Origin of the sequence: Necropsobacter massiliensis, assembly GCF_000827595.2 — a bacterium.
Classification (GTDB): Bacteria; Pseudomonadota; Gammaproteobacteria; order Enterobacterales; family Pasteurellaceae; genus Necropsobacter; species Necropsobacter massiliensis.
The window spans coordinates 73,618-95,422 of sequence record NZ_LN776180.1 but is presented as its reverse complement, the minus strand read 5'-3'; the positions used below and the strand labels follow the sequence as shown (position 1 = coordinate 95,422).

18 protein-coding genes are annotated in these 21,805 nt (G+C 46.3%); 9 read left to right on the top strand and 9 right to left on the bottom strand.

The features are described from left to right. Positions 1 to 27: 27 nt before the first annotated feature. On the top strand, positions 28 to 1,191 hold the full coding sequence (locus BN3349_RS03055; protein WP_101430477.1) for a thiolase family protein: 1,164 nt from the start codon (positions 28 to 30) through the stop codon (positions 1,189 to 1,191). 115 nt (positions 1,192 to 1,306) lie between these two features. On the opposite strand, the gene BN3349_RS03050 is transcribed toward BN3349_RS03055, so the two are convergent. From BN3349_RS03050 to epmB, 3 genes are all read right to left on the bottom strand, one after another. Further along, a complete protein-coding gene (locus BN3349_RS03050) occupies positions 1,307 to 1,693 on the bottom strand; it encodes an MliC family protein (protein ID WP_040975830.1) in 387 nt (128 codons plus the stop codon). 74 nt (positions 1,694 to 1,767) lie between these two features. Then, positions 1,768 to 3,093, bottom strand: coding sequence for an opacity-associated protein OapA (oapA, locus tag BN3349_RS03045; RefSeq protein WP_040975829.1), 1,326 nt, complete (start codon positions 3,091 to 3,093; stop codon positions 1,768 to 1,770). A gap of 88 nt (positions 3,094 to 3,181) precedes the next feature. Next, positions 3,182 to 4,195 (bottom strand): EF-P beta-lysylation protein EpmB, encoded by a 1,014-nt coding sequence (epmB, locus tag BN3349_RS03040; RefSeq protein ID WP_040975828.1) that lies wholly within the window; start codon positions 4,193 to 4,195, stop codon positions 3,182 to 3,184. Positions 4,196 to 4,229: 34 nt separating this feature from the next. On the opposite strand from epmB, the gene efp reads away from it, so the two are divergent. Then, positions 4,230 to 4,796 (top strand): elongation factor P, encoded by a 567-nt coding sequence (gene efp / locus BN3349_RS03035; protein WP_032093607.1) that lies wholly within the window; start codon positions 4,230 to 4,232, stop codon positions 4,794 to 4,796. Positions 4,797 to 5,193: 397 nt separating this feature from the next. Here the strand turns inward: efp and BN3349_RS03030 are convergent, their stop codons facing one another. Beyond that, the gene (locus BN3349_RS03030; protein WP_040975827.1) at positions 5,194 to 6,132 is read right to left on the bottom strand and encodes a LysR family transcriptional regulator; all 939 of its coding nucleotides are present in this window, start codon (positions 6,130 to 6,132) and stop codon (positions 5,194 to 5,196) included. A 235-nt stretch (positions 6,133 to 6,367) separates the two neighbouring features. Here BN3349_RS03030 and BN3349_RS03025 point away from each other — a divergent pair, with 235 nt between their 5' ends. The 4 genes from BN3349_RS03025 to BN3349_RS03010 all read left to right on the top strand — a co-directional run bounded on the left by BN3349_RS03025 (position 6,368) and on the right by BN3349_RS03010 (position 10,663). Next, positions 6,368 to 7,363 carry an enoyl-CoA hydratase/isomerase family protein gene (locus tag BN3349_RS03025; RefSeq protein WP_048736494.1) on the top strand — a complete coding sequence of 332 codons (996 nt, stop codon included), beginning with the start codon at positions 6,368 to 6,370 and terminating at the stop codon, positions 7,361 to 7,363. 73 nt (positions 7,364 to 7,436) lie between these two features. Further along, entirely contained in the window at positions 7,437 to 8,699 is a 1,263-nt protein-coding gene (locus BN3349_RS03020; protein ID WP_040975826.1) for an MFS transporter, read from the top strand. Positions 8,700 to 8,730: 31 nt separating this feature from the next. Continuing rightward, positions 8,731 to 9,477, top strand: coding sequence for an SDR family NAD(P)-dependent oxidoreductase (locus tag BN3349_RS03015; RefSeq protein ID WP_040975825.1), 747 nt, complete (start codon positions 8,731 to 8,733; stop codon positions 9,475 to 9,477). Between the two features lie 10 nt (positions 9,478 to 9,487). Then, entirely contained in the window at positions 9,488 to 10,663 is a 1,176-nt protein-coding gene (locus BN3349_RS03010; RefSeq protein ID WP_040975824.1) for an acetyl-CoA C-acetyltransferase, read from the top strand. Between the two features lie 304 nt (positions 10,664 to 10,967). Here BN3349_RS03010 and BN3349_RS03005 read toward each other — a convergent pair whose 3' ends face one another. The 3 genes from BN3349_RS03005 to rng form a co-directional block, all read right to left on the bottom strand. Then, positions 10,968 to 12,164 (bottom strand): aspartate aminotransferase family protein, encoded by a 1,197-nt coding sequence (locus BN3349_RS03005; RefSeq protein WP_040975822.1) that lies wholly within the window; start codon positions 12,162 to 12,164, stop codon positions 10,968 to 10,970. Between the two features lie 89 nt (positions 12,165 to 12,253). Further along, on the bottom strand, positions 12,254 to 13,702 hold the full coding sequence (gene tldD, locus BN3349_RS03000; RefSeq protein ID WP_040975820.1) for a metalloprotease TldD: 1,449 nt from the start codon (positions 13,700 to 13,702) through the stop codon (positions 12,254 to 12,256). Positions 13,703 to 13,888: 186 nt separating this feature from the next. Next, positions 13,889 to 15,364: a ribonuclease G gene (rng, locus tag BN3349_RS02995; RefSeq protein WP_040975818.1), complete on the bottom strand. Its 1,476-nt coding sequence runs from the start codon at positions 15,362 to 15,364 to the stop codon at positions 13,889 to 13,891. Between the two features lie 137 nt (positions 15,365 to 15,501). Here rng and putP point away from each other — a divergent pair, with 137 nt between their 5' ends. Next, positions 15,502 to 17,016, top strand: coding sequence for a sodium/proline symporter PutP (putP, locus tag BN3349_RS02990; RefSeq protein WP_040975816.1), 1,515 nt, complete (start codon positions 15,502 to 15,504; stop codon positions 17,014 to 17,016). Next, a complete protein-coding gene (gene cmoB, locus BN3349_RS02985) occupies positions 17,013 to 17,978 on the top strand; it encodes a tRNA 5-methoxyuridine(34)/uridine 5-oxyacetic acid(34) synthase CmoB (protein ID WP_040975814.1) in 966 nt (321 codons plus the stop codon). Before putP ends, cmoB begins: the two co-directional genes overlap by 4 nt. A 97-nt stretch (positions 17,979 to 18,075) precedes the next feature. On the opposite strand, the gene glnA is transcribed toward cmoB, so the two are convergent. Both glnA and BN3349_RS12135 read right to left on the bottom strand, forming a co-directional pair. Then, positions 18,076 to 19,494, bottom strand: a complete 1,419-nt coding sequence (gene glnA, locus BN3349_RS02980) for a glutamate--ammonia ligase (protein WP_040975812.1) — start codon at positions 19,492 to 19,494, stop codon at positions 18,076 to 18,078. Positions 19,495 to 19,641: 147 nt separating this feature from the next. Then, positions 19,642 to 19,857: a hypothetical protein gene (locus BN3349_RS12135; protein WP_218971797.1), complete on the bottom strand. Its 216-nt coding sequence runs from the start codon at positions 19,855 to 19,857 to the stop codon at positions 19,642 to 19,644. On the opposite strand from BN3349_RS12135, the gene typA reads away from it, so the two are divergent. Further along, positions 19,845 to 21,695: a translational GTPase TypA gene (typA, locus tag BN3349_RS02975; RefSeq protein WP_040975811.1), complete on the top strand. Its 1,851-nt coding sequence runs from the start codon at positions 19,845 to 19,847 to the stop codon at positions 21,693 to 21,695. The genes BN3349_RS12135 and typA overlap by 13 nt on opposite strands. Positions 21,696 to 21,805: the final 110 nt, after the last annotated feature.

Below are 21,805 nucleotides of genomic sequence, written 5' to 3'. Positions count from 1 at the left end.
TTTTAACAGCATGAGGAGAATGTTATTATGCGTGAAGCGGTTATTGTTGCTGCGGTGCGAACTCCCGTCGGTAAGGCGAGAGGTATTTTAGCTTCGGTGCCGGCTTGGGAATTAGGACGATTAACTGTGCAGGAAGCGGTTAAACGCTCGGGTGTTGACCCTGCGGAAATCGATGAAATTATTTTCGGTAATTTGTTAAACACAGATTGCGTGAATATGGCGCGAGTGGTCGGGTTGGCGGCCGGGTTGCCGATTAGCGTGCCGGGAATTACTTTGAACCGCCAGTGTGCCTCCGGTATTAATGCCATTGCTTACGCCGCTGCGCTAATTCAGGCAGGTTATGGTGATATTATGGTGGCAGGCGGGGTGGAAAGCGATTCAACCCGTTGTTATCTCATGGAAAAACCGACGGTGGCTTATCAGATGTACCCGCCTGCATGGGTGGTACCGATGTCGGCACCGAAAGAAATGGATATGCCGATGGGGATCACCGCAGAAAATCTGGCTAAAAAATATCATTTAACTCGGGAAGAGTGTGATCAGTTTGCTGTTGAAAGCCATATGAAAGCGACGAAAGCTTGGCACAACGGTTATTTTAACACGCAAATCGTGCCGGTCACGGTGAGAAATCGTAAAGGTGATATTTTAGTGAATCGTGACGAAGCGCTACGTCCCGATTGCAACCTTGAATCTTTGGCTAAATTACCGCCGGCTTTTATGAAGGAAGGTATTGTTACCGCCGGTAACAGTTCGCCGATGAGCGATGGTTCCGGTGCGGTAGTGATTATGGAAAGAAAAAAAGCTGAAGCGTTAGGACTAAAAATTTGGGCTAGATTCGTAAGTTTTGCCGCAGTGGGAGTAGAGCCGTCTATCATGGGTATTGGTCCGGTTTACGCTACTCAAAAATTACTGAAAAATGTTGGTATGTCTTTGTCGGATATTGATTTAATTGAGATGAATGAGGCTTTTTCTGCACAATCTTTAGCCTGTATTCGTGAACTGAAGATGGATACTACCAAATTGAATGTTAATGGTGGCGCTTTGGCTTTAGGTCATCCGTTGGCGGGTACCGGCGGTATTTTAGCCACAAAACTGGTATATGAGCTGGAACGACAGGATTTGCATACGGGGCTGATTACTTTCTGCGCCGGTGGTGGGCAAGGATTTTCCGCTTTGTTGGAGCGCGTGTAAGAGCGAATAAAAAATCCGAGGATTATCGGATTTAAATTATCGACAAAGCCCGTTATATCGGATTTATGCTAATAAGTATGGCGGTTTGTCAGTTATTCGCGCTTTTATTTGATATTTATCGCTGTTCTACACATTGCTCGGCCAATATATCACCTACCGCACTGGTTAGGGTGCCGTATTCGCTACGTTCAGTCCAATGCCAATGAATATTGGTGAATTTTCGTCCGCTTTCAGAGATTGACTGCGTGAGTTTTTGCGTGCTTTGCTCAAACGTGAGGGTAATTGAGTTCAGTTTTCTTTTTTTATTACCCGGTGTGCGCACGATACGTACGATTTTGTTATCTTTGCACAGGTAACGCGTTGCTTTGCCACCCTGTTGGGTCGTTTTTTCTACCACTGCGGGCGTTTTCGGTACGGTTTGAGGTGCAGCCGGTTGGAGCAATGGTTGGCTACAGGCTGCAAGTCCAAATATAAAAATAAATAAAAGTCCTGTTTTTAACATAACATCCCCTTTTATTGTTCTGAGAAAACTGCGTTTAAACGCAATGAAAAGGTGGGAATGCGCCCACCTGAAGATTATTTTTTATAGTGATAACTGCCGTCTGCCTGACGCACGAACCGGCTACCGTTAGACAGGCGCAGCTCGCTGACTCTGCCTTGTCCGTTTAATGAAACCTGAACTTTATCCCCTGGTTTAAAACTGCTTAACACGTTGCCGGCGCCGCTAGCTTTGGTCATCGCATTCACATCGGCGATATTCAAATTGTTATCGCGAAATACCTGCATCAAGGTGACGCCTTGCGGTACGGTGAGGGTTTTGCCTGTTGTCACACTTGCGCTCTGTTTGGCTGCGGATGCACCAGTCGCTTTCGCTTCAACTACCGGCGCGCCTTTGCGTTCTGCTTTTGCTGCCGGCGCGGTTTTGCTTTCGCTGGCTTTTACGTTCTGAGCCGGTTTTGCCGGTTTGCTTGGCGTAGCTTGTTCATGACGCGCAGGTTTGTTGACTTCGCTGCGCACGTTGTTGCTGTGGCTTGGTTGTTGTGTCGGCTGCGGTTGAACAGGTTGTGGCGCGACCATTGGTGCGGTATCGGCTTTATTTTCTGTTGTTGGCTGGCTTGGCGCAGGTTGTACGGCAGGCGCTTGGGTTGCCGCAGGCTGGCTATCGGCGGGGTGCAGAGTGCTGTTATCCGCTGTCGGGCTTGCTGCATTTTGTTCTTCACGCTGTGCGTTTGCATCAGTTGCATTCGTTGCCGGCAAATCGGCAGGCTGCTCGTTTTGTGCGTTATTAATATTGTCCAGCACCGTATTTTCTAGCGGCTGGCTTTGATCCAGAGATTGAAATTGAGTCGGAATAGTGGTTGAGGATTGCTCAAAGGAATGGACGGTTTCCGAACTCGGTTTTAACCAAGATACAATCAGCAGAATAATGATTGCTATCAGCAATGCAATAAAAATACGTCGGTATTTCGGCGGTAGCGCCTGTAAAATCGCCCAGTTTTCAGGATTTTTCAGGCTTTTTGTCGGTGCTGAAGTATTTTGTGGCTGTTGCGAATTTAAGGACGCCGCATCTGACTGCGGGTTGGCGGCGGATTCGCCGGTAGCGGTATCGTTAACCGATGTCGCAGTCGGCGGTACGCTGTTTGTCTGATTGCCTTGCGGCGCGTTTTGAACGTCGGCGTTCGCACCGAAAGTGGGTTCTTTGCGCACGCTGAATTGTGCTTCCGGAGTCTCTTTGCGAGTAAAAGAATTCATAATACCTTTCGCCTTGTTGAAAAATGAAGGTTCAGAGGCAATGGGTTTTTTCGGCGTAATGGGCTCGATTTGATTAAATTCGAGATCCAACTCATTTTGTGCCGGATTATTTTCCGCCCCTGTCTCTGGTTTGTTTTGTTCAGTTGTCACGGTTATACCTTAATACTAACAGTAAAAATAAATGCACTTAAAGTGCGGTCGAAATTTCGCTTATTTTAAAGGATCTTTCGCGATTTTCCTATGCTGAATACAAAGTTTTATTCGGTTCGCCGGCAATTTCGCGCGCCAGTTTCGGCACCAGATAACCGGAGGTGAGGCTTTGTAATTCATTGTAAATTTTTGTGGCACGTTGATCATCAATATAAAAATGGCTGGCGCCTTCCACTTTATCCAACAGATGCAGATAGTAGGGCAGGATGCCGGCGGCAAACAGTTTATCGCTCAAACGTTTCAGTACCTGTGCATTATCATTGACATTTTTCAGCAGCACCGATTGATTAAGCAGAGTAACACCTGCCTGCTTGAGTTTCTGCATGCCTGCCGCCAGTTGTTGATCAATTTCATTTGGATGATTGATATGCGTGACCAATAGGGTTTGCAGGCGCGTTTGAGCTAATAGCTGACAAAATTGTTCGGTAATACGCTGCGGAATTACCACTGGCAGACGGGTGTGAATACGCAAGCGCTGTAAGTGCGGTAGTTTTTCCAGCCGCATGATCAGCCATTCCAGCTCGTGATCTTTTGCCATCAGCGGATCTCCGCCGGAAAAAATGACTTCCTCAATTTCCGCATGCGCCGCGATATAATCGATGGCTTTCAGCCAGCTTTGCTTATCGCCCTTATTTTCCGCATAAGGAAAATGCCGGCGGAAACAATAGCGACAGTTGATTGCACAGCTGTTTTTAACTATAAATAACAGTCGGTTGTAGTATTTGTGCAGAATATTCGGCGCGGCGTTATGTTGCTCCTGCAACGGATCTTTGCTAAATCCTTCCGCACTGAGAAATTCCTGTCGAGAAGACATCGCCTGTAGAAAAAGCGGATCTTGCGGATTGCCTTTTTCCATTTTTTCCACAAAAGGCAAGGGAACGCGCAGCGGAAATAAGCGACGGGCGGCAATATCCGAACTGAATTGATCGTGCGGCAACGAGAGTGCGGTCAATAACGTTTGCGGATCGGAAATTGCGCCGGCAAGGTAATCCGTCCAATTTTGTTCTTCTCTAATCGGGTTGTTTCGGGTTAAAATACGCACTTTAAAAAAACAATCTCTTTTCTTTGAGGATAATATGGCTACATATACTACCAGTGATTTCAAACCAGGTCTAAAATTTATGCAGGACGGCGAACCTTGCGTTATCGTGGAAAACGAATTCGTTAAACCGGGCAAAGGGCAAGCGTTTACTCGTACCCGTATCCGTAAATTGATTTCAGGCAAGGTGTTGGACGTCAACTTTAAATCTGGCACGTCCGTAGAAGCGGCGGATGTTATGGATTTAAATTTAACCTATTCTTATAAAGACGACGCGTTCTGGTACTTTATGCATCCGGAAACTTTTGAACAATATTCCGCCGATAAAAAAGCCGTCGGTGATGCGGACAAATGGTTATTGGATCAGGCGGACTGTATTGTCACCTTATGGAATGGCGCGCCGATTTCCATTACACCGCCGAATTTCGTTGAGCTGGAAGTGATCGAAACCGATCCGGGTCTGAAAGGCGATACTGCAGGTACCGGCGGTAAACCGGCCACTTTAAGTACCGGTGCGGTGGTAAAAGTGCCTTTATTCGTACAGATCGGCGAAGTGATCAAAGTAGATACCCGCTCCGGCGAATATGTTTCCCGCGTGAAATAAGTCTATCTTGTTTGCAAAAGTTGGTTTGAAGGCTGCGATACTCATTTTTCATGCGCAGCCGTCAAAACTTGGGCGGATAATCCTAACGTAAACATTGAGCTCTGTCATCGGCAGAGCTCAACTTTTTTGAGTTTAATTTCATTTTTTATTGTCATAATGAATATGGGTATGGGCGGTGCCGATTCCGTAATATCAGTACATCGCCACAATTAGAAACGTTTCAATGCTAATCCGCTGAAAGAACTGCCTTGTTCTTTCCTGCAAATAGTCTTTGTTTGATGATGTGTAATTTAAATTTAAGTCAATAACCTCTGCCCATAAAGGGTTGCACTTTAATCTTCAGTTGATGAGTTTGGGTAATTTTGGGGGATAGAACGATCAAAGTGCGGTCGGTTTTTTACATAATTATTTCTTTATCATCAAAGGATTGGGCTAATTTATTGATGAATTTCGATACGTAAGGATTGATATTGTGCGCATTCCAGACTAATTCCATGATGTAAGAATATCGATTCGTATCATTGATTTCTAATATTTTACTATTTGGGCCTAAGAGAAATTTTCGGTGTTTTGGTAAAAGCAATATTACATTTGTATTTAATTCTAACTCAACAGTGCAGGTTTTGATATTTGGATATTCTTTATACACGGTAAACGGAATATTTTGTCTTTGCAGAAAATCTGTACTATATAGTTTCGCCCACGGCGATTCTTTTAATTCTTCAACAATAATTGGATATTTGCTGATTTCTTCCAATGACACATTTTGCAAAGATGCCAAAGGGTGTTTTTTATTGAGACCCACACATAAAGGATCGTAAGAAAGCGGTAATGTGCGAAAATTTAATTTTTCTTTCAGAATTTCCTGCGCCAGATCCTGTACGAACACAGGACGAAGCACCATGCCGATATCATATTCCTTAGTTCTTAATAGATTAAAGGATTCCAGTAAATCAGAATCCCGATAATTTACATTCACGTTTGGGTATTTTTCTTTGAATTGACCAAGAAAGGTCGTTAGGAGGTTAAAGAAAGCGTCACCTAAATAAACGATCGACAGTTTATCTTTCGATATCCCAGTGAAATTATTCATAATTGACATGGAGTCATCATATTGCCTGACTATCTTCTTCGATTCCTGTAGCAATAATTCGCCAGCTGGAGTTAGGCTGACATTGTGGGTATTACGAATGAATAATTTGGTATTGAACTTTTCTTCTAACTCTTTGATATGACGAGTTAAAATCGGCTGCGTTGTATATAATTTAGTAGCCGTCTGAGTAAAGTTTAAGATTTCGCTTAAAGCGATGTACTCTCTTAATAAACGTATTTTCATTGCCAACTCCTCCGGTTATCTGCCATTCAACATAGTGTGAATTATATGGATATATAGACTATTTTCTGTGATCTTTATTCCAAATTGGTTGGTTATATATAAATCGGATAACCAATGACAAAAAAGGCATTTCAACACTCACTTGTGAAATAGTATTCTGCGAATTATAGCTAGACCAGTGTACTGATTTAGTTTTAGTAGTAAAGATATCTAATTGTTAATCAAGGAGTTATTTATGACTATCAAAGCAAACTACGAATCAGATCATAATAAACGTAAGGAAATGTCTCATGAGGAACTCGGCACTCTTCCTCACATGACTTTTGAAGAATATTCGGAGAAATTAAAAGATTGTTTCATTATGAAACGTAAAAACGGGATCCTTGAAGCTCGTATGCATACTAACGGTGGTCCTATTCAATGGGGCGCTCAACTTCATCAAGGGTTGCATTATTTCTTTGATTGGGCCGGTCGCGATCCTGATAACGAAGTAATTATTTTAGGCGGTATCGGTCCTGATACTTTTAAAGGTATCGGTCGGGTAAATAAACAAGGTGAATGGTTGCCTGCGACAGAATTTGCATCGGATCCAGATGTAGCCTGGCGTATGTATAACTATCAGTACTACGACGGTACCAATGATATTGAAGGTCAAATCTTTGACCTGGAAGTGCCTACCATCGGCGTATGGGCCGGTGCAACTTTTCATTCCGATTTGGTGTTATTTAGCGATATTACGTTAGCTACCGAAGACGCTTGGACCACAGAAATGCATTTTCGTACCAACATGGTTCCCGGTGATGGGGTTCAAATCGCATGGCGCGAATTAATGGGACGTAAACGCTACGCCTATGCAGAATTAACCGGTGAAATTATTACTGCCCGTAAAGCGTTAGCTTTGGGTATGGTCAATGAAATCTGTGAAGATACCGAAGCTGCTTATGCTCGCGCTTGGGAAATTGCAGAATTGATTATGCGTACCGGTACCCGTGTTACCCGTCGAATTACGACTCAGGTTCTTCGTCAGCCTTGGAAAGAAGATATTGCCAGAGAACTTCGCAGTGCCTTTGCTACAGAAATGTTCGTTACCGCAACGGAACATTCTCCGCACGAAGCTGATTACTGGGAACGTGCTAAAGAAGAGGCTGCATTAGTACGCGCCGCTGAGAAGAAAGGCAAAGTTATTCGTCCGCGTATTAATGGCGGTCAGGAAGAGGACGAAATTAAATAGTCAATCATTAATTACTTTGGAGCTCTGTCATATTCGGCGGAGCTTTATTGTAACCTCCAAGGAGAATTAAGCTATGGCTAATTTAGATAAAGATCAAAAAGGCCTTAACTTTGGCAAAAACGGTTGGCTGGTGATTATTAATCAAGCGATCATGTTTTGGGTTGGCGCCGGTGTCGCAACTCATGGTCTGAATATCGTGCTTCCTGCAATATCCGAATATTATCAACTTAATTATGAAGAGCTACTCTTCGTGGTGACTCCCGCTTCATGGGCCGCTATTCCTGCCGCGCCATTTTGTGCGTGGTTGTGTGAAAAGAAAGGCAATAAATTCGTTATCTGTTTATGTTTATTATTATGCGCACTCTGTTGGGGCTTAATTGGTTACGCTGACTCTATTATTATTTTCGCACTGCTTTTTGCTGGCGTTTCTTTCTTTGCTACTGGCTATGCTTATATTGCCGGTACCGCGTTGGTTGCCAATTGGTTTGTGCGGAAACAAAGCCTAGCATTGGGCTTTATCACCTTCGGTCAAACTACTTCCAGCGCGTTTTTTGTACCGGTATTAAGCGCCACCTTTGGTGTCTGGGGAGTCCATCACGGCTTTTGGGGCATGTCGTTGCTTATGCTGCTTATTTTCTTATTCGTGTTGAAATTTATTTTTAACAGACCGGAAGACGTAGGCGAATTACCGGATAATGAACCCGAGCAGACCGTTCTTTCGGTTCAAAATACGCAAAATAACGATTTCAGTGGCTTAACCCGCACAACATTACTGCGCTCGAAAGACATTTGGTTTATGGGGATATCTACCGGAATTATCTATATTATGTTAGTCGGCGTTGTTAGCCAGATCGTACCGCGTTTGGTCAGTCTCGGGTTTGATCTCAATACAGCGATTTTGTATATGAGCGTCAGTGCCTTAATCGGGACTTTCGGCGCTTATACTTGGGGCTGGCTTAATCATAAAGTAGGGATAAAGATTGCATTGATTATTTATAATCTTTGGTGGCAGGCGGCGATTTTACTCAATCTTTCTTCATCTTCAACCATGTTGCTTGTTTCCATGTTTATGATCGGTCTTGCACTACCGGGAGCCACTAATTACAGCACAGCCTTCGTATCAACTAAATATCCGCGTCAGGCCTATGTACGTGCAATTGGTCTGGTTCATCCGATTCAATCTATTATTCGTTGCTGCGCCTTTTCAGTATTGGCTTTCGGTCTGGCTTATCTAGGAGGGTATGACGGTGCATATTTACTGCTTGTGGGGATAGGTGTCGTTTCGCTGGTTTTGATTCTGGCAACGGATTTAACTCCGGTTACGACGGAGATATAAATTCGGCAAAAATGAAATAGGGGTAAATAATATGAGATTACAGCATAAAGTCGCCATCGTGACCGGCGCAAGCTCGGGTATAGGTGCGAAAACCGCAGAATTGTTTGCCGCAGAAGGGGCAATCGTCGTATTGGTTGCAAGACGCAAACAACGTCTAGAGCAATTGGCAGCGACTATTCGAGCTAAAAATGGTATGGCCAACGTGATTTCGGCAGATTTAACTTCCGAAACCGAATGTCGTCGGGTAGTGGAAGAAACCGTAGCGAAGTTCGGCAAGTTGGATATTCTAGTTAATAACGCCGGCATTGCGGATAAACATATGCCGATTACTAAATGTTCCACTGAATGGTGGAATGAGGTTATTTTAGCGGATCAGACTTCTTTGTTTTATATCACTAAAGCGGCCCTGGAATATATGACTAAAGGCTCTATTGTAAATATTTCCTCTATCGGCGGTGTGTTTGGTTCGGCAGGAATTTCCTATTCTGCGGCTAAAAGCGCAGTGATCGGTATGACCAAAAACATCGCCATCCAATATGCCGGCAAAGGTATTCGTTGCAACGCTGTTTGCCCGGGGCCGACGCCGACAGAATTGAACACACCGGAAAAATTAGCCACGTTTGACGATTTTGCCAAACAATGTGCAAAACATATGAACATGTCTTTACCTGAAACGAGTGCGGAAGAACAGGCTCGGGCAATTCTTTTCTTTGCTTCTGATGAGGCAAGCGGAGTAACTGGTCAGATTATGGTTGTGGATAACGGTATTACATTATAGGCGTTTGTATATGAAAGAAATTGTGATTGTTTCAGCAGTGAGAACGCCTATCGGCAGTTTCGGCGGCTGTTTTAAAGACGTAAGTGCGGTGGAATTAGGCCGAATTTCTGTTGTGGAAGCGTTAAAAAGAGCACATATCAGTAGTAGCGATGTGGACGAAGTCATTTTGGGTAACGTATTATCCGCAGGTCTTGGACAAAATGTAGCCAGACAAGTGGCGATACAGGCGGGTATTCCTGTTGAAACACCGGCTTTTACTGTGAATAAAGTTTGTGGTTCCGGCTTAAAGTCGGTAGTGCTTGGTGCTCAATCCATTATGTGCAACGATGCCGAAGTGGTTGTCGCCGGTGGAACAGAAAGTATGAGCAATGCGGCTTATGCCGCGTCTTTTGTTCGCTGGGGTGCCAGAATGGGCGAGGTTAAATTAGTGGATACCATGATCAGTGACGGTTTAACCGATGCTTTTTCCAAACTTCATATGGGGATAACTGCGGAAAATTTAGCCTTAAAGTATAGTTTGAGCCGTGAAGAATTAGATGAGTTTTCTCTGTCTAGCCAGTTAAAAGCAGAACGAGCGCAAAAGAGCGGTAAATTTGAACAAGAAATCGTGCCGGTAGAAGTCAAAGGTAGGAAATCTACCGTTACTGTCACAACGGACGAGCATCCGCGTCACGGCTCAACCATTGAAGGAATTGCCAAACTGCCTCCCGCTTTTAAAAAAGATGGCGTTGTGACTGCAGGCAATGCTTCCGGATTGAATGACGGTGCTGCAATTATTGTCCTAATGAGCAAAGAAAAAGCGGAAAAACTGCATCTAACGCCACTGGCCACCATTCGAGCTTGGGCGAGTGCCGGGGTTGAACCGAGCATTATGGGATATGGTCCGGTACCGGCAAGTCAAAAAGCGTTAAAAAAGGCCGGACTCAGCATTGCTGATTTAGATTTGGTAGAAGCCAACGAAGCCTTTGCAGCGCAAGCGCTAACGGTTATGCGGGCATTAAATCTGGATCCGGCTAAAACTAACGTAAACGGCGGTGCTATTGCATTGGGTCATCCGATTGGCGCTTCCGGTGCAAGAATCTTAGTCAGCTTGTTGTATGAAATGAAACGGCGAAACGCTAAAAACGGACTAGCTACATTATGTATTGGTGGAGGGCAAGGTATCGCATTAATTGTATCCAGATAACTTAATTTGTGTATTGATGGCATGATAGCCGCCATGTTGTACGGGTTATTTTAAATTACGTTTGAAAAAACTGTTGTGTCAATTCATCAGATTGACGTTATCCCGTGAGTTTTGCCCAATGTTGCCTGTAAAGACCGGCAGTTTGTTCTTTCAAGTGAAGGGTTTATTGGTCTTAGGTTAATTATTTGTTGAAAGAGTTGATGCAGTGAGAACGTAAAAGTGCGGTCAGTTTTTGCTGAATTTCAAGCGGTTAGTCGGGCTAATCTAAGGGCTGAAATGCGTCAGCCCTGTTCACTTTTGTGGATTACTGTGCCAGTGTTTTTTCTAATCGTGCCAGACCGAGAGCCAGTTCTTCCTGTGAGATATTAAGTGCCGGTGCGAAGCGTAATACATTTGGTCCGGCAATTAGTATCATTAAGCCGTTGTCTGCTGCTTTTTTGACAAACTCGGCGGCGTTGCCCTGATGACGTTCAATCAGTTCGGCACCGATTAAAAGACCTTCGCCACGGATTTGTTTAAATAAACCGTATTTTTGGTTAAGCGTTTCCAGCGCGGCGACAAACTGTGCAGAAGTGCGGTTCACATTTGCTAAGAATTCGGGCGCGGAGAGAATATCCACGACTTTGGCGGCAATGGCGCAGGCCAGCGGATTACCGCCAAAGGTGGTGCCGTGTACGCCCGGCGTGAAACTGGCGGCGATTTTGTGAGTTGTCATCATTGCACCGATAGGAAAGCCGTTCGCCAGCGCTTTAGCCGAGGTTAAAATATCCGGTGTAACGCCATATTTCATATAAGTGTAGAAATAACCGGTGCGCCCTAGCCCGGTTTGCACTTCATCGAAAATCAGCAGTGCGTCGTTTTCATCACACAACTGGCGCAGACCTTGTAAAAACGCTGGATTCGCCGGTTGAACGCCGCTTTCGCCTTGAATCGGCTCGACGATAACCGCACAGGTGTGATCGTCAATGAGCGCTTTGACCGCCGCTAAATCGTTAAATGGCAGGTGAACAATATCTGCCGGTTTCGGACCGAAGCCGTCGGAGTATTTGGCCTGACCGCCTACGCTGACGGTAAACAGCGTGCGTCCGTGGAAACTCTGCTTAAAGGAAATGATTTTGCTTTTTTGCGCGCCGAAATGATTAAACGCATAACGGCGGGCAAGTTTAAGCGCCGCTTCATTGGCTTCTGCGCCGGAGTTGACGAACATGACGCGCTCGGCAAAGGTTTTGGCGGTCAGTTTGCTTGCCAGTGCAAGGGTCGGTTCGCTGGTGAACCAGTTGCTTGAATGCCACAGCATTTCGCCTTGTTCTTTTAGCACCGCGACGATTTCATCGGGACAATGCCCCAATGCGTTGACCGCAATGCCGCTGGTAAAATCAATATACTCGCGCCCGGTTTGATCCCATACCCGACAGCCTTTTCCTTTTACCGGAATAAAATCTGCCGGTGCGTAATTCTGGATCATCACTTGATCGAAAGTTTGTCTGGTATAGGTATTCATGTGGTTGTCCTTATTTTACATAGCGGATGGAATTTGCTTTCAGCATAATCCTAAATGAATATCTAGTCAAATTAATGAATAAAAATTCGTTAATTGGTGCCGCCGACGGTAATTCTGTCGATTTTTAATGCCGGCTGACCGACGCCGACCGGTACGCTTTGTCCTTCTTTTCCGCACACGCCGATGCCGTGATCCAGTTCAACATTGTCCGCCACCATGGAGACATTTTGCATTACCTCAATGCCGCTGCCGATTAAAGTAGCGCCTTTTACCGGTTTGGTAATTTTGCCTTTTTCGATTAAATAGGCTTCCGAGGTGGAAAAAACGAATTTGCCCGAGGTGATGTCCACTTGTCCGCCGCCGAAGTGCGGGGCGAAAATGCCGCGTTCAACGGAGGCGATTAACTCGTCAAATTTGCTTTTCCCCGCCAGCATATAGGTATTAGTCATGCGCGGCATCGGCAGGTGAGCGTAGCTTTCGCGGCGCCCGTTGCCGGTTGGTTGCGTTCCCATTAAACGCGCATTCATTTTATCCTGCATATAGCTTTGCAAAATACCGTCTTTGATCAGTACATTGCAGCGGCTTGGCACACCTTCATCATCAATTGTCAGCGAACCGCGGCGATCTGGCAGGGTGCCGTCATCGACAATCGTGCATAGCGGTGAGGTGACCAGTTCACCGATTTTACCGCTGAACAGCGAGCTTTGCTTACGGTTGAAATCGCCTTCTAAACCATGTCCCACCGCTTCATGCAACAATACGCCCGGCCAGCCTGCGCCTAACACTACCGGCATTGCACCGGCCGGTGCCGCCACGGCGCTAAGATTGATTAAGGCTTGGCGAACCGCCTGTTTAGCAAAATAAACGGCACGAATTTCGCCTTGATAAGGCTGGAGGAACCAATCCAGCGCGAAGCGTCCGCCAGCACCGGCACCGCCGCGTTCGCGCTTGCCGTCCTGTTCTACTAGCACGGAAACCGACAGGCGTACCAGCGGGCGGATATCGGCTGCCAGCGTGCCGTCGGTTGCGGCGACCAATATTTCTTCATATACCGCACTTAATCCCGCCGATACCTGCGTGACCCGCGGGTCTTCCGCCCGTGCGCTGCGATCCACCAATTGCAGCAGTTCAATTTTTTGTGTGTTGCTGAGGCTATTGAGCGGATTCAGTGCAGCATAGCGTAAGGTCGGCTTGAGCGGATTAAACGCTTGCGGCGTGATCAAGCGTGGTGCCTGTGATTGCGCGATGCCCTTCACCGCATCGGCACATTGCTGTAAAGTCGTCAGATTAATCTGATCGGAATAGGCGAAGCCGGTTTTTTCGCCGCTGACAGCGCGCACGCCGACGCCGCGATCAATATGAAAACCACCTTCTTTAATGATGCCGTCTTCCAATACCCAGTTTTCATCCTGACTGAGCTGAAAATACAGATCCGCATAATCAATATCGCGCTGGCAAAGCCGATCAAATATATTGGGTAAGTCCTGCAATGATAAATGGCTTTGACCCAGCAGGGTTTGCGTTACTTTGTTTAACATAAATCTCTCATGAGTTGGTGATCAGCCCGCCCCTTGAGCGCTGAACAGGCGGAAGACCGGGATTGCCGATTCGTTATGCTGATCATGTAATAATTAAATAAAATTTTCGGATAAACGGACGAGCAGTGTATGCGTTCGGTCGGAAGAAAAGTGCGGTGCATTTTTCTCACTTTTTCATGCCCGCACTTACATCACGACAACATCAAATTGCTCCTGATGATAAAACACTTCGGTTTTGATTTGAATCTGTTTGCCGATAAACACTTCCAGTTCCGCCACTAAGCCGTGACTTTCTTCATTGATTAAGTAATCCGCCACTGCTCTTGAGGCATATACCACAAACTGTTCGCTGGAAAATAAATGATGCACGCGGATAATTTCGCGCATGATTTCGTAACAGACGGTTTCCACCGTTTTGACTCGACCGCGCCCTTTGCAGGCAGGGCATTCGCCGCATAATACGTGTTCCAGACTTTCCCGCGTGCGCTTGCGGGTCATCTCCACCAATCCGAGTTGGGTAAAGCCGTTGACACTGGTTTTTACCCGATCTTTGGACAGCGCTTCCTGTAGCGATTCCAGCACGCGGGCGCGGTGTTCCTCGGTTTGCATATCAATAAAATCAATAATGATAATCCCGCCCAGATTGCGTAACTGTAGCTGCTGGGCAATCGCTTTAGTTGCTTCAATATTGGTGTTGAAGATGGTTTCTTCCAGATTACGATGACCGACAAATGCGCCGGTATTGATATCAATCGTAGTCATGGCTTCGGTCTGTTCAATGATCAGATAACCGCCGGATTTTAAATTCACGCGGGTATCCAGGGCGGTTTGAATGGCCGTCTCTACGCCATAGACATCAAATAACGGTTGGCTGCCGGAATACAGCACCAGTTTATCCGTTAAAGTCGGCATAAATTCTTCTGTGAACTGTTTTACGTCGGTAAAACACAATTTTGAATCGATGCGGATTTTTTCCAAACCGGCACCGATAAAATCCCGCAGCACTCGTTGGGTTAGCGCCAGTTCGCCGTATAGCATGGAACGCGTCGGATATTTGCCGCGCCGTTCCATCACTTTTCGCCACAAACGCTTGAGAAAATCTGCGTCTTGTTTCAGATCTTCTTCCGTCGCTCCTTCGGCGGCGGTACGAATGATAAACCCGCCCAGCTCATCGCACAGCGGCAGTACCAGTTCTTTTAAACGTCCGCGTTCCGCTTCGCTTTCAATACGTTGTGAGACGCCGACATGACTGTTTTCCGGCATAAATACCAAATAGCGGGAAGGCAACGTAATATCGGTGGTCAGCCGTGCGCCTTTGGTGCCGAGCGGGTCTTTTACCACTTGCACCACGATATCCTGTCCTTCGCGCACTAATTCGGCAATGTCTTTGACGATAAATTGTTTTTTCTCGTTTTCATCGACGCATTCAGTGTGGGAAACGATATCCGAAGCATGTAAAAAGGCGGCTTTCTCTAGCCCGATGTCCACAAATGCCGATTGCATTCCCGGCAGGACTCGAGTGACCCGCCCTTTATAAATGTTGCCGACGATACCCCGTTTTGCCTGACGCTCGATATGAACTTCTTTTAAAATCCCTGTGTCAACTAACGCGATACGGGTTTCGTTCGGCGTTACGTTCACTAATAATTCAACAGATTCCATAATTAAACATGAATTAAAATTTATTATCTACCGGACGTTAGTCTAGCGAAAAGGGAAATAGAATAATAGTACCAAATAGGGTAAAATGCGACCTTTGTCAAATTTTTATAATATAAAATATGTTTTGTGAGGTCGTGATGTTTGGATGGGATCCGACGCTGATTACGTTTGTTGTGTATATTTTGGGGATGTTACTGATAGGGGTTCTGGCATATTATTATACTCATAGTTTGTCCGATTATATTCTAGGTGGACGCCGATTAGGCAGTTTTGTCACCGCGATGTCGGCGGGGGCTTCGGATATGTCGGGCTGGTTGCTAATGGGGCTGCCCGGCGCGGTTTATCTGGCGGGGCTGGTGGAAGGCTGGATTGCTATCGGGCTGACCTTAGGGGCATATTTAAACTGGTTGTTGGTTGCCGGGCGGCTGCGGGTTTATACCGAAATCAACAACAATGCCTTAACCTTGCCAGAGTATTTTCATCACCGTTTCGGTACTGATCGCCGTGCGCTGAAAATTGTTTCCGCTTCGGTGATTTTGATCTTTTTTACGATTTATTGCGCTTCCGGTGTGGTTGCCGGTGCGAAATTATTTCAAAACCTGTTTTCTGTGGAATATTCTACCGCACTTTGGTACGGCGCCTTAGCCACCATTGCTTATACCTTTATCGGCGGCTTTCTGGCGGTCAGCTGGACGGATACCATTCAGGCCACTTTGATGATTTTCGCATTAATTCTCACGCCGGTGATGGTGATGATTACGTTGGGCGGCGTTGACAGATTAAGTGCGGTGTTAAATCAGGCAGAAAATGTAGCACATAAGGATTTTACCGATATGTTTGGTGGCACCACAACCTGGGGCTTGTTAAGCCTTGCCGCATGGGGGCTGGGCTATTTCGGTCAGCCTCATATTTTGGCGCGTTTTATGGCGGCGGACAGCGTAAAATCCTTAACCAAGGCGCGCCGGATCAGCATTACGTGGATGATTCTCTGTTTGCTTGGTGCCATAGGGATCGGGTTTTTCGGGATCGCCTATTTTTATGCCCAATCGCAGGTGGCGGCAACGGTCAATCATGAGCCGGAACAGGTGTTTATTGAGTTGGCGAAATTGCTGTTCAACCCTTGGATTGCCGGTGTGCTGCTGTCCGCTATTCTGGCGGCGGTGATGAGTACCCTGAGCTGTCAGCTGTTGATTTCTTCCAGCGCGATTAGTGAAGATTTTTACAAAGGCTTTATTCGCCCGCAGGCATCGGAAAAAGAGCTGGTTTGGTTGGGGCGTGCGATGGTGCTGCTGATTGCGGCTATCGCCATTTGGATTGCGCAGGATGAAAACAGCAAAGTGTTGCAGCTGGTGCAGTTCGCGTGGGCGGGCTTCGGTAGCGCATTCGGACCGGTGGTGCTGTTTTCTTTGTTTTGGAAACGCATGACGGCATCTGCGGCAATGGCGGGAATGTTGGTCGGTGCGCTGACGGTGTTCTGCTGGAAAAGCGTGTTTGCGCCGAGCGGTGCGTGGCACGAAGTGTATGAAATGATTCCGGGATTCGGTTTGGCTTGTCTGACGATTATGGCGGTATCCCTGCTTTCCGGCGCACCGGAGCAGGCGGTTATCAACCGTTTTGAGCAGGCAAAAAAAGCGTATAAAGAGGCATTATGATTGATTTTCGTCCTTTTTATCAACAAATCGCCGTCAGCGAGTTATCGCCGTGGCTTGAAACTTTACCGCTGCAATTGAAACAATGGGAAAAGCAAACGCACGGCGATTACGCCAAATGGGCGAAACTCATTGATTTTCTACCGCACTTGACGGCTGAACGCATTGAGCTGAAAAGTGCGGTCAGATCCGAAAGCGATTTGGCGCTGTCTGAAGGCGAACGGCAGCGTATTATTCATCATCTCAAACAGTTAATGCCGTGGCGCAAAGGACCTTATCATTTGCACGGCATTCATATTGACTGCGAATGGCGCTCGGATTTTAAATGGGAACGGGTGTTGCCGCATTTGGCGCCGTTGCAGGATCGCCTTGTGTTGGATGTCGGCTGTGGCAGCGGTTATCACATGTGGCGTATGGTCGGCGAAGGTGCCAAAATGGTAGTGGGGATTGATCCGACTGAACTGTTTCTCTGCCAGTTTGAAGCGGTGCGTAAATTACTGAACAATGACCGTCGCGCCAGCCTGATACCGCTCGGCATTGAACAAATGCAGCCGTTGGGCGTGTTTGATACGGTGTTTTCTATGGGCGTGCTGTATCACCGCAAATCTCCGCTCGATCATCTTACCCAGCTGAAAAATCAGCTGCGCAAAGGCGGTGAGTTGGTGCTGGAAACGCTGGTGGTGGACGGCGATGTGAACACGGTGTTGGTGCCGGCGGATCGCTATGCCAAAATGAAAAACGTGTATTTTATTCCTTCCGTGGCGGCATTGATTAACTGGCTGGAAAAAGCGGGATTTGAGCATGTCCGCTGTGTGGATGTGGCGGTTACCAGCTTGCAGGAGCAACGCAAAACCGATTGGCTGGAAAATGAAAGTCTGATCGATTTTCTTGACCCGCAGGATCATCGTAAAACCATTGAAGGCTATCCCGCACCGAAAAGAGCGGTGATTTTAGCCGATAAATAAGATAAAGCAGGATAATAAGTGTAAAAAATCCGCACCTTGAATTGTTGTGTAACATGCAGGTGCGGATTGAGACAAGCGTTTATCGAGAATACGGCGCTTAGGCGTAGTACATTTCAAATTCCACCGGGTGCGGTGTCATATTCAGGCGTTCCACTTCTTTGCGTTTTATTGCGATAAAGGTATCCACGAATTCTTTGCTGAACACGCCGCCCTGAATTAAGAATTCATAATCTTTTTCCAGGCTGTTGAGCGCTTCTTCCAACGAACTGGATACCGCAGGGATTTCTTTTAGTTCTTCCGGCGGTAGATCATAAAGATTTTTATCCATGGCATCGCCCGGGTGGATTTTATTGATAATGCCGTCCAGACCCGCCATTAACAATGCGGAGAAGGCTAAATATGGATTTGCCAATGGATCCGGGAAACGGGCTTCAATACGAATCGCTTTCGGGCTAGTGACGGCCGGAATACGGATTGAGGCGGAACGGTTGCTGGCGGAATAAGCTAACAATACCGGCGCTTCAAATCCCGGCACTAACCGTTTGTAGGAGTTGGTGGACGGATTGGTGAAAGCGTTCAGCGCTTTTGCATGTTTGATAATACCGCCGATATAATACAGCGCGGTTTCGGAAAGACCGGCATATTTATCACCTTGGAAAATATTCTTGCCATCTTTGCTCAGCGACATATTACAGTGCATGCCCGAGCCGTTGTCGCCGGTAATCGGTTTTGGCATAAAACAGGCGGTTTTACCGTGTTCGGCAGCGACGTTTTGGACCACATATTTGTAAATTTGCGTTTCATCGGCTTTTAAGGTCAGCGAATTAAAACGGGTGGCGATTTCATTTTGTCCGGCGGTTGCCACTTCATGATGATGCGCTTCGATCACTAAGCCCATTTCTTCCAGCAACAGACACATTTCGGAACGCAGATCGTGTGCGCTGTCGTTTGGCGCCACGGCGCAATAGCCGCCTTTTTTCAGCGGGCGATAAGCGTTGTTGCCGCCTTCGTAGCGTTTGTTGGTGTTCCACGCGGCTTCAATATCGTCAACTACATAGGAATTGCCGTTCATAGATGCTTCAAAACGCACATCATCAAAGAGGAAAAATTCCGGTTCAGGACCGAAGAATACATTATCGGCGATTCCGCTGGCGCGCATATAGTTTTCCGCACGGGTGGCGATTGAGCGCGGGTCGCGATCATAACTTTGCATCGTGCTCGGTTCGTAAATGCTACAACGAAGGGATAATGTCGGGATTTGTGCGAAAGGATCGACGACAGCGGTTTCTGCGATCGGCATTAACAGCATATCTGCTTTATTAATGGCTTTCCAACCTTCCACAGACGAGCCGTCGAACATTTTACCGTCTTCGAATAGGTCTTCATCGACCAAACTGACAGGCAGCGAAACGCCATGTTCTTTGCCCTTGATATCGGTAAATCGCAGAAGAACGAATTTAATATCGTTTTCTTCGATCAGTTTGAATACATTCGCAACAGCAGCTGCATTTGACATAAGATGATCCTCTATAAATAAGATGGGTGAAATCGAGTGTTGTGTATTATAAAGCACGTTGCTAAAAATAACATATCATTTATAAAAAACAAACGTCAGTTTGAAGATTGTTAATAAAATTATTGATTTTATGTTTTTTTATTTACTTTAATATTGATTTTTTATATTTGTTTTAATTAAACTTGTTTTTATTGAATTTATACCCGGTTCACCATCATCTGGAGCCGTATTATTTAATAGCCCGCTGGCGGAAAAAGTTGTATAATCTGCGACCTTTCGAATAATGCCCACACATTGCGCATTGTCCGTTACTTCAAGAATACCTTTATATTGAATGATTAAGAATACAAATGACAGAGACAATTGATATTAACAAATTGCGTAATATCGCAATTATTGCTCACGTTGACCACGGTAAAACGACGCTGGTGGATAAACTTTTGCAACAATCCGGTACGTTGGAAGCCAGCCGTACCGACGCCGACGAACGAGTTATGGATTCCAACGATTTGGAAAAAGAACGCGGAATTACCATTCTGGCGAAAAATACCGCAATCAACTGGAACGATTATCGCATTAATATCGTGGATACGCCGGGACACGCGGATTTCGGCGGTGAAGTGGAACGCGTACTTTCCATGGTGGACAGCGTGCTTTTAGTGGTGGACGCGTTTGACGGTCCGATGCCGCAAACCCGTTTCGTTACGCAAAAAGCCTTTTCACACGGACTAAAACCGATTGTCGTCATCAATAAAGTGGATCGCCCGGGCGCGCGTCCGGATTGGGTAGTGGATCAGGTTTTTGATTTGTTCGTGAATTTGGGAGCGACGGACGAACAGCTGGACTTCCCGATTATTTACGCGTCGGCGCTAAACGGCGTTGCCGGTCTGGAACACGACGCGCTGGCTACGGATATGACACCGCTGTTTGAAGCTATTGTCAAATATGTCGAACCGCCGAAAGTGGAACTGAATGCACCGTTCCAGATGCAGATTTCCCAACTGGATTACAACAACTATGTGGGCGTTATCGGGATTGGACGCATTAAACGCGGCACGGTCAAACCGAATCAGTCGGTGACGATTATCGACAGCGAAGGTAAAACCCGCAACGGTAAAATCGGTCAGGTGCTGGGGCATTTAGGCTTGCAGCGCTATGAAGAAGATTTGGCGCAGGCGGGCGACATTGTCGCGATTACCGGGCTTGGCGAGCTGAATATTTCCGATACCGTTTGCGATATTAATAACGTGGAAGCCTTGCCAGCGCTGACTGTGGATGAACCGACAGTCACCATGTTCTTCTGCGTGAATACCTCACCGTTTTGCGGAAAAGAGGGCAAATTCGTCACTTCCCGTCAGATTTTGGAACGCTTGAATAAAGAATTGGTGCATAACGTGGCATTGCGCGTGGAAGAAACGCAAAATCCGGACGAATTCCGAGTTTCCGGTCGTGGTGAATTGCATCTTTCCGTATTAATCGAAAATATGCGCCGTGAAGGCTATGAATTGGCGGTTTCTCGTCCGAAGGTGATTTACAAAGAAGAAAACGGGCGTAAGCAAGAGCCCTTTGAGCAGGTCACCATTGATATCGAAGAACAGCATCAGGGCGCGGTAATGGAAGCCCTTGGAATCCGCAAAGGTGAAGTGAAAGACATGATCCCGGACGGCAAAGGTCGCACCCGTTTGGAATATGTGATCCCAAGCCGCGGTTTAATCGGTTTCCGCAATGAATTTATGACCATGACATCCGGAACCGGATTGCTTTATTCCACATTCAGCCATTATGACGATGTTAAAGCGGGCGAAATCGGTCAGCGTAAAAATGGGGTGTTAATCTCCAATGCGACCGGCAAAGCGCTTGCTTATGCGCTATGGGGCTTACAAGAACGTGGTAAACTGATGATTGATCACGGGGTGGAAGTATATGAAGGGCAGATTATCGGTATTCATAGTCGTTCCAACGACTTAACCGTTAACTGTCTGCAAGGCAAAAAGTTGACCAATATGCGCGCCTCCGGTAAAGATGATGCGATTCAGTTGACCACACCGATTAAGTTCTCCCTCGAACAGGCGATTGAATTTATTGATGATGATGAATTGGTGGAAGTCACGCCGGTTTCGATCCGCATCCGTAAAAAACTCTTAACGGAAATGGATCGCAAACGTGCTAACCGCACCACGACCAGCACCAGCACGCATTAAGCGTAAAAACAATGAAAAAATCGACCGCACTTTTAAAGTGCGGTTTTTTTATCCGTCGTTTTTCCTGTCGAATATAAAAAAGTTCCGCGTTTGAAATATCTTTTTCCCGT

Excerpts from the sequence above, each read along its gene's own strand:
- typA (WP_040975811.1), top strand. The coding sequence starts at position 19,845 with ATGACAGAGACAATTGATATTAACAAATTGCGTAATATCGCAATTATT.
- BN3349_RS03050 (WP_040975830.1), bottom strand. The coding sequence starts at position 1,693 with ATGTTAAAAACAGGACTTTTATTTATTTTTATATTTGGACTTGCAGCC.
- BN3349_RS03015 (WP_040975825.1), top strand. The coding sequence starts at position 8,731 with ATGAGATTACAGCATAAAGTCGCCATCGTGACCGGCGCAAGCTCGGGT.
- BN3349_RS03020 (WP_040975826.1), top strand. The coding sequence starts at position 7,437 with ATGGCTAATTTAGATAAAGATCAAAAAGGCCTTAACTTTGGCAAAAAC.
- BN3349_RS03025 (WP_048736494.1), top strand. The coding sequence starts at position 6,368 with ATGACTATCAAAGCAAACTACGAATCAGATCATAATAAACGTAAGGAA.
- BN3349_RS03055 (WP_101430477.1), top strand. The coding sequence starts at position 28 with ATGCGTGAAGCGGTTATTGTTGCTGCGGTGCGAACTCCCGTCGGTAAG.
- glnA (WP_040975812.1), bottom strand. The coding sequence starts at position 19,494 with ATGTCAAATGCAGCTGCTGTTGCGAATGTATTCAAACTGATCGAAGAA.
- efp (WP_032093607.1), top strand. The coding sequence starts at position 4,230 with ATGGCTACATATACTACCAGTGATTTCAAACCAGGTCTAAAATTTATG.
- putP (WP_040975816.1), top strand. The coding sequence starts at position 15,502 with ATGTTTGGATGGGATCCGACGCTGATTACGTTTGTTGTGTATATTTTG.
- rng (WP_040975818.1), bottom strand. The coding sequence starts at position 15,364 with ATGGAATCTGTTGAATTATTAGTGAACGTAACGCCGAACGAAACCCGT.
- BN3349_RS03010 (WP_040975824.1), top strand. The coding sequence starts at position 9,488 with ATGAAAGAAATTGTGATTGTTTCAGCAGTGAGAACGCCTATCGGCAGT.
- tldD (WP_040975820.1), bottom strand. The coding sequence starts at position 13,702 with ATGTTAAACAAAGTAACGCAAACCCTGCTGGGTCAAAGCCATTTATCA.
- cmoB (WP_040975814.1), top strand. The coding sequence starts at position 17,013 with ATGATTGATTTTCGTCCTTTTTATCAACAAATCGCCGTCAGCGAGTTA.
- BN3349_RS03005 (WP_040975822.1), bottom strand. The coding sequence starts at position 12,164 with ATGAATACCTATACCAGACAAACTTTCGATCAAGTGATGATCCAGAAT.
- BN3349_RS03030 (WP_040975827.1), bottom strand. The coding sequence starts at position 6,132 with ATGAAAATACGTTTATTAAGAGAGTACATCGCTTTAAGCGAAATCTTA.